The organism is Brevundimonas sp. UBA5936 (assembly GCA_002430835.1).
GTDB lineage: Bacteria > Pseudomonadota > Alphaproteobacteria > Caulobacterales > Caulobacteraceae > Brevundimonas.
On the sequence record DJDA01000123.1, the window covers coordinates 1 to 7,970 of the forward strand.

Annotated in this window: 6 protein-coding genes; all 6 read right to left on the reverse strand. The window is 68.7% G+C overall.

Features of this window, described 5'->3' with window-relative positions:
* Nucleotides 1-528 (reverse strand): tRNA (adenosine(37)-N6)-threonylcarbamoyltransferase complex dimerization subunit type 1 TsaB (gene tsaB, locus B2Y21_RS12780; protein WP_292060244.1); only part of this gene is annotated, 528 nt, incomplete at its 3' end.
* Nucleotides 529-586: 58 nt separating this feature from the next.
* Nucleotides 587-955 (reverse strand): helix-turn-helix domain-containing protein, encoded by a 369-nt coding sequence (locus tag B2Y21_RS12785; protein WP_292060245.1) that lies wholly within the window; start codon nt 953-955, stop codon nt 587-589.
* Between the two features lie 60 nt (nt 956-1,015).
* The gene (locus B2Y21_RS12790) at nt 1,016-1,600 is read right to left on the reverse strand and encodes a helix-turn-helix domain-containing protein (RefSeq protein WP_292060246.1); all 585 of its coding nucleotides are present in this window, start codon (nt 1,598-1,600) and stop codon (nt 1,016-1,018) included.
* Nucleotides 1,601-1,661: 61 nt separating this feature from the next.
* Complete coding sequence (locus B2Y21_RS12795) at nt 1,662-2,219, reverse strand: NifU family protein (protein ID WP_292060247.1); 558 nt, start codon at nt 2,217-2,219, stop codon at nt 1,662-1,664.
* A 159-nt stretch (nt 2,220-2,378) separates the two neighbouring features.
* Nucleotides 2,379-2,846 (reverse strand): universal stress protein, encoded by a 468-nt coding sequence (locus tag B2Y21_RS12800; RefSeq protein WP_046652674.1) that lies wholly within the window; start codon nt 2,844-2,846, stop codon nt 2,379-2,381.
* Nucleotides 2,847-3,061: 215 nt separating this feature from the next.
* Nucleotides 3,062-7,924: an NAD-glutamate dehydrogenase gene (locus tag B2Y21_RS12805; protein WP_292060248.1), complete on the reverse strand. Its 4,863-nt coding sequence runs from the start codon at nt 7,922-7,924 to the stop codon at nt 3,062-3,064.
* Nucleotides 7,925-7,970: the final 46 nt, after the last annotated feature.

Sequence of the window (7,970 nt, forward strand, 5' to 3'; positions counted from 1 at the left end):
CTCGGGGAAGGTCTCGGCCAGAAGCGCCGCCCCGCTGCCGACCAGGGTCGGCTGTGCGGCTCCGGCGGCGGCCAGGATGCGGTCGCGCGCCGTCTCCAGCGGCAGGGCCTCAGCCTCGCCCAACGGCGCGCCGTCGCGGAACAGGCGCGCATAGACCTGGCCCCGACGCGCGTCGATCACGGCGGCGACCATCCCCTTCGCGGGAACCGAGGCGGCCAGGGCGTCCAGCGTAGAGACGCCGACCACCGGCCGGTCCAGCGCCGCGCCAAGCCCCAGCGCAAAGGCCAGGCCGACCCGTAGGCCGGTGAAGGAGCCCGGCCCCACCGTCACGCCGATGCGGTCGATCCCGTCGAAGCCGCCCGCCTCGGCCGCCGCATCGCGCGCCAGACCGCCCAAACGTTCCTGATGTCCCTTGGCCATGACCTCCGCGCGTACGCCCAGAGCGTGGGGCAGGGCCGCACCCGCCTCGCCCGTAAACACCCCGGCGGTGCAGGCGCCCAGCGCCGTGTCGATGACCATGACCTTCATGGTTCTGTCCCTAATGCGAAACCGCTTCGGATGCGACCGCCACGACGCCAAGCGCCAATCAGGCGCCCGCCATGGCCTGGGCGACCCGCGTCAGGGCGCGGCGCGCGCCGGCGTCTGGAATACGAGCGAAGGCTTCGGCCAGACCACGGCCCTCGGCGCTGGCCAGAACCGGGTGAACCAGTTCGACCTCCCCCTCGGCGCTGGGGCGCGCGGGAAAGAAATCAGCTACCGAACATCCCATGGCCGTCGCCGCCTGATGCAGACGCGAAGCAGAGACGCGGTTGGCCCCGGTCTCATACTTCTGAACCTGCTGGAAGCTGACGCCCAGCTCGCGCCCCAGAACGGACTGGGACCAGCCCAGGGTGGACCGCCGGGCGGCGATACGCAGGCCGACGGCCTGGTCGATATGATGACTGCGACGCGACATGACCCCTCCGATTTCAACCAGAGAGTTTCATGATCCGCGCCGAAGTACAACTATTTTGTTTCATTCATCGTCAAGACGTCCGGTGACCGCCGACATCGACTGGATACGCGAGCGCGCGATCCGCTCCGATCGATCCAGACCGCCCGCGCCGAAGACCACCACTTCCGCGTCGTCCGCGCGATCATAGAGGCGAACCTTCTGAACACCGTCGTCCATCTGGATAATGCAGCCCTGCCCCCGGCGCGGCCAACGCCCCGGCGCATATTCCAGCACCGTCCCGGCGGAGGCCCAGGGCGTCAGTTCATCCGTCTCCAGCCGCAGCCGACGCGACGCGATGGGAGCGGCCTCGAACGCCCGGCCGCGCGCCGAAACTCCATTGGCGGCAAAGGCTTCAGACGAAGCCGGTTCGCCTTCCAGTTGCAGGACCAAGGCTTCAGGCGTGGCGTCCAGGGCGCCGGTCAGGCGGCGCTGAACGTCAGGGCGGAACAGGCTGGAGCGCTTGCCCGCCTCATACAGGCCCCAGCCCTGGCTGGTCATGCCGATCCGTTGGCCCGCCTCGGCCTGGCTCAGGCCGCGCTCACGGCGCAGCGCCGCCAGGGCCTCGCCCAGGGCGCGCGCTTGAGATGTCTCGTCCGAACCGCTCATGACGCCATCATGCCCGACGGCGCGCCGTCCGACGAGTGTTTCATGTGAAACAGGGCGGCGCTTACAGCACCTGTTCGACGCTGGTCACTTCAGGGACGTAGTGGCGCATCATCTGCTCGACCCCGGCCTTCAGCGTGGCGGAGGAGGAGGGGCATCCCGCGCAGGCGCCGCGCATCCGCAGACGCAGCACGCCGGTCTCCTCGTCGAAATGATCGAACAGGATGTCGCCGCCGTCCTGAGCCACGGCCGGACGGATGCGGCTGTCGAGCAGGCTCTTGATCTCGGCCACGATCTCCGTGTCCTCGCCGGCGTCCTCGGTCGCCGTTTCGCCCTCGCGCACCAGCGGCGCGCCCGAGACGAAATGATCCATGATGACTGACAGGATCGGCGCCTTCATTTCGGTCCAGTCCGGGCCCTGGGCCGCGCGGGTGACCGAGACGTAGTCGGCGCCGAAGAAGACGCCCTCGACCCCTTCCAGCTCGAACAGGGCCTCAGCCAAGGGCGAAGCGGCCGCCTCGTCGATGGTGCGGTACTCCAACACGGCCTGCGGGGCGACGTCGCGACCCGGCAGGAACTTCAAAGCGTTGGGATTGGGCGTGGCTTCGGTCTGGATGAACATGAACCCCAGATGCGCCCTGCGGCGCCGTGGTTCAAGTGGGCGTTAAGCCCCAAGAACAGAGTCGACGACGCACCTCCCCATCAACGCCGCTCGGCCTCATGGTCCCGCTCACATCGCTCAAGCCGCGAGGCCCCGCAGGCCGAACATAGCGACCCCGGATTACGCCAGATCCAGAATCTCGGCCTCGGTCAGTTCGCCGGGAACGATGGTGACGGGCAGCTTTCGGCCGGTGAGGGCGGCGCCCTGCTTCAATACCGCCGAGACCAGGGGGCCAGGGCCGCGTCCGTTGGCGCCCGCAGCCAGGATCAGGATCTTGATGTCGGGATCATCGCCGACCGCCTTGCGAATGGCGGCCTGGGGATCGCCTTCCTCGATCAGATAGACGGGAGGAGCACCGGATGTCTCGGCGACCTTTTCCCCCAGCCGGGCCAGCAGAGCCTCGGCCTCCTCGCGTTGCTGGCGTCGAATTTCATCGCGGACGCCGGACCAGTGCTCGTCCGATCCGCCGACCAGGGCGCGCAACAGCACCACATGGCCCCCGGTCGAACGCGCGCGGCGCGCGGCGTAGGCCAGGGCCGCGTCCAATTCGGGAGTGTCGTCGACGACGACGAGGAACTTCCTGGGCATGGGCCCTCCGGTTCGCTGAACAGCAGGCGCCACCTAAACCGACCCCGCCCCAAACGCCAAGGCCCGCCCGCCTCGCCAGATGACGAAACGGACGGGCCTTAAAAGCGACTTCACGACCATCGCTCACTTTTCAAACGCCTCATGCGCTCAAGCAGTGAGCGACCGCGTCGCGAACGTAGCGCGTGACGCCGGGCTCACGCCCGGCGTCACCTCGCTTAGGAAGCCGAAGCCAGCACCTCGCGGATCTCGCCATTGGCGATGGTCAGCTTGGCGAAGGTCCAGCCCGAACCCGAGGTCTCGATCTCATCGACCGAGGCGCGCAGGGCCTCCACCTGATCCATGCGGGCGCCGATCCAGGCGTCGACCGCCTGTTCTGCGCTGTCCTCGCCGGCGCCCGCCGCCTGGGCCGAGGCCTTGGCCACGGCGCGGGTCAGTTGCTGCTGCTCGGTCATCAGATCCTGGATCAGGCGACGCACGGCCAGGCGATCGAAGCGATCGCCGGACGGCACCGACCCGGCCGCCACGCGCAGGCGGTCGAAGTCGAAGGCGGCGCCGACCTGGTGATAGACGCGGGCCATGGCCGGGGCGTCCCAACCCAGTTCGCCCGACAGGTCGCCGATGTCGGCCGTGGCCACCATCGGACGCAGCATTGCGATGTCGCGGGCCAGATCTTCCGGCGCGCCCAGACCGATGAAGGTCTGGACCCGGCCTTCGTAGCGGGCGTGCTCATAGCGCGACAGCACTTCCGGGCCGGCGGCGCGCAGGGCGTCGGCGGCGGGCTGATAGGCGGCGATCATGCCGCCGACCGTCGTCTCGGTGCGGGCCGCACGACGCGCCAGCCAGAAGGTCTGGCGACGCAGGACCAGGGCGATCTCCTGATAGAGGGCCGTCTGGGCCTCGGCCGGGATCTTCAGGTCCAGGGCCGACACCGCCTTCCAGGCCTCATCGAGGCGGAAGACGTGGCGGGCGGTTTCGAACGCCGTGACCATGGCGGCGGTGTCGCATTCCGCCGCCGCGCGCAGGCGGTCGGGGAAGGTCGGCCCGGCCATGTTGACGATCTCGTTCGACAGCACGGTGGCGATGATGTCGCGACGCAGGCGGTGCCCCTTCATGTCCTCTTCGAACTGGGCCAGCGGCGCCGGGAAGTACTCCAGCAGCAGGCGTTCGAAGAAGGCGTCGTCCGGCGCCGTCGAGCCGACGATCTCGTCGAACAGCTCGAGCTTGGAATAGGCGGTCAGGACCGCCAGCTCCGGCCGGGTCAGGGCCTGGCCCTGCAGCTTCATCTCGGCGATGCGGGCGTCGTCGGGCAGGTATTCGACCGCCCGGTTCAGCTTACCGATCGACGACAGGTGCTGCATGAAGGCCTGTTGAGAGTCCAGCGCGGCCGCGCCTTCGGCCTGTTGCAGGGTCAGGGCCAGGGTCTGGTCGTAGTTGTGGGCCAACACCTTGTCCGCGACCTCGTCGGTCATCGACTTGAGCAGGGCGTTGCGGTCCCCGGCCTTCAGATGGCCCGAGGCGATGGCGCCGCCGGTCAGGATCTTGATGTTCACCTCGTGGTCCGAGGAGTCCACGCCGGCCGAGTTGTCGATGGCGTCGGTGTTCAGACGCACGCCTACGCGCGCCGCCTCGATGCGGCCCACCTGGGTCATGCCCAGGTTGGCGCCCTCGCCGACGACCTGGGCGCGGATCTCGCCGCCGTTGATGCGGATGGCGTCGTTGGCCTTGTCGCCGACCTGCAGGTTGGTCTCGCCGGCGCCCTTGATGTAGGTGCCGATGCCGCCGAAGTAGAGCAGCTCGGCGCGAGCCTTGAGGATGGCCTGCATCAGGGTGACCGGATCGACGCTGTCGGCCTCGATATCCAGCAGCGCCTTGATCTGGGGCGTCAGGGCGATCGACTTGGCCGAGCGCGAGAAGACGCCGCCGCCTTCGGAGATCAGGCTCTTGTCATAGTCCTGCCAGCTGGTGCGCGGCGTCTCGAACAGGCGCTTGCGCTCGGCCCACGACTTCGCCACGTCCGGGTTCGGATCGATGAAGATGTCGCGGTGATCGAAGGCGGCCACCACCTTGATCGCCTTGGACAGCAGCATGCCGTTGCCGAAGACATCGCCGGACATGTCGCCGACGCCGACCACGGTGAAGGGCTCGCTCTGGATGTCCTTGCCCATCTCGCGGAAGTGACGCTTGACCGCTTCCCAGGCGCCGCGCGCCGTGATGCCCATCTCCTTGTGGTCATAGCCGGCCGAGCCGCCCGAGGCGAAGGCGTCGTCCAGCCAGAAGCCGTAGGACTGGCTCACGCCGTTGGCGATGTCCGAGAAGGTCGCCGTGCCCTTGTCGGCGGCCACGACGAGATAGGGGTCGTCGCCTTCCCAGGCCACGACATTGGCCGGACGCACCGGGGCGCCGTCACCGACAATGTTGTCGGTGATGTCCAGCATGCCGGACAGGAAGGTCTTGTAGGCGCGGATGGCCTCGGCCTGCATTTCCTCGCGCGTGCCGCCGACCGGCAGCTGCTTGGGATAGAAGCCGCCCTTGGAGCCGACCGGGACGATGACCGAGTTCTTGACCTGCTGGGCCTTCACCAGACCCAGGACCTCGGTGCGGAAATCGTCGCGACGATCCGACCAGCGCAGGCCGCCGCGCGCCACCGGGCCGAAGCGCAGGTGCGAACCCTCGATGTGCGGCGCCCAGACGAAGATCTCGCGGAAGGGCTTGGGCAGGGGCAGGTCGGCCAGTTCCTGACCGGCGATCTTGATCGAGATGTGGGCCTTGGGCGTGCCTTCGGCGTCCAGCTGATAGAAGTTGGTGCGCTTGATGCCGTCGATCAGGGCCGCGATGCGGCGCAGCGCCCGGTCGTGATCCAGGCTCTTCACGTCCTGCAGCAGGGTTTCAATCTTGGCGTCCAGTTCGGCCACGGCCGCCTCACGTTCGGCGACCGAGCCGCCGTGGGCCGGATCGAACTTGGCCTTGAACAGGGCCAGGATGGCGCGCGCCGCGTCGGGGTATTCGCGCAGGGCGGCTTCCTGGACCGACTGCGACGGGTCCAGACCGGTCTGCTGGCGATAGCGGGCCAGGGTGCGGATCAGGGCCGCCTCGCGCCAGTCGACGCCCAGCTCGAGCACCAGGCGGTTGAAGCCGTCGCTCTCGGTGCGGCCGTTCCACACGGCCTTGAAGGCCTCTTCGAACGGAGTCTTGAGGTCGGCGAACACCAGATCGGCGCCGCGCGGGTCTTCCAGCAGGAAGTCGTGGATGTAGATCGGCTCCTGGCCGATCGTACGCACGACGTGGTCGGATTCCTCAAGCGTCTTCAGGCCCATGTCGGCCAGGATCGGCAGCACGTCCGACAGCGGCACAGCCGACCCGCGGCGATACAGCTTGAAGCGGAACTGCAGATTGGTCTCGTCGGCCGTGCGGAAGGCGCGCACGGCCACCGGCTCGGCGTGGATGCCGTCGGCGGCCGAGCCGTCGTTCAGGCGATCGAACTGCTCCAGGTCGGCCACGGCCTCGGCCGCGTCATAGCGGGCGCGGAAGGCCACGCCGAAGCCTTCGGCCCAGCGAGCGCTGGTCGGACCGACGGCGGCTTCATCGACGCCGGCCAGGCGCAGGGCGCGCTCGAAGCGGTCGATCCAACTGCGGCCGGCCTCGGCCACTTCGGCCTCCAGAGCCTGCAGATCCGGGGTCGGGTGATCGCCCGGCGTCACGCCGATGATGTAGTGGACGCGGGTCAGCGGCTGATCGGTCAGCTGCGGATACCAGGCCGAGACGCGACCGCCCCAAGCCTGGGCCAGAATGCCGCCGATGCGCTGGCGCAGGCCCGCGTCGAAGCGCTCGCGCGGGATGAAGCACAGCACCGAGACGAAGCGGTCGAACGGATCACGGCGCGTGAACAGGCGGATGCGCGGTCGGTCGTACAGGTGCAGAATGCCCAGCGCCGTATCCAGCAGTTCGTCCTCGCCGATCTGGAACAGCTCGTCGCGGGGATAGTTCTCGAGGATGTTCTTGAGGCGCTTGTAGTTGTGGCTGCCCGGCGTCTTGCCGGCGCGTTCCAGCGCATTGGCCACCTTGCGCCGGATCAACGGCACTTCCTTGGCCATCTTGTCATAGGCTTCGGCGGTGAACAGGCCGACGAAGCGGGTCTCGCCGGTCGCCTTGCCGTCGGCATCGTAGCGCTTGATCCCGACGTAATCCATGTAGGCGCGGCGATGCACGCGGGAGCGCATATTGGCCTTGGCCACGGTGACCGGATCGCTCTCGTCCAGCTGGCGCTGCATGGCGGCGGTCAGGACGGCGGGCTCGGAGGCGCGGCGCAGGACGCGGCGCTCGGGATCGCTGAGCACGCCCAGACCGTCGCTGGATTGGTTCAGGGGCGCCTCGGCCTCATACGAACCCGAAGCGTCGCGCGGATAGTCGTAGTCGCGCGCGCCCAGGAAGACGAAATGATCGCTCTTGGCCCAGCGCAGGAACTCGAGGTTCTCCTTCAGCACCTCGGGATCCACGCCCTTCGGCGGAGCGGTTTCAAGACGCTGGACGGCGTCGCGCATGGTCTGGACCATGGCGCCATGGTCGCGCACGGCGACGCGCACATCAGCCATGGCCTGGGCCAGGCCCTCGCCCAGGGCGTCGCGGCGCTCCTGCGGCAGGGGGTCGATGACGACGATGATCAGGGAGTCGCGACGGCCGGCCTCCACCTCGACGATCGGGTGGAACAGGGCGCGGACGGTGACGCCCGCCTCAGCCAGTTCGCCCAGGACGCTGTCGACCAGGAAGGGGCCGTCGTCCTGCAGGATCAGGATCTGGTCATAGCCGGTGTTGACGCCGGCGGCGTCGGCCAGCGGGCCGACGGTGATGCGGGCGGGCTCGCCCGCCTTGCGGGCCTCGGCGCCGCGCCAGGCGCCGGCCAGCAGGACCGCCAGGTCGTCGCCGCCCAGTTCGGGCGTCCCATCGGCCGAATAGTCGTCGAAAGCCTGAGCCAGCAGGGTCTTCTCCGCCGCGCCCGGCGGCGCCGCAATCCGCGCGCTGGCTGCCTCCAGCGCTCCAAGGTCGGCGGGGCCGGCGGGAAAGATGTGCGAAGCAGCGGACATGACTCAGGTTTCGACCGGCGCGGTGGAAAACTGCTCGGGAAAACAG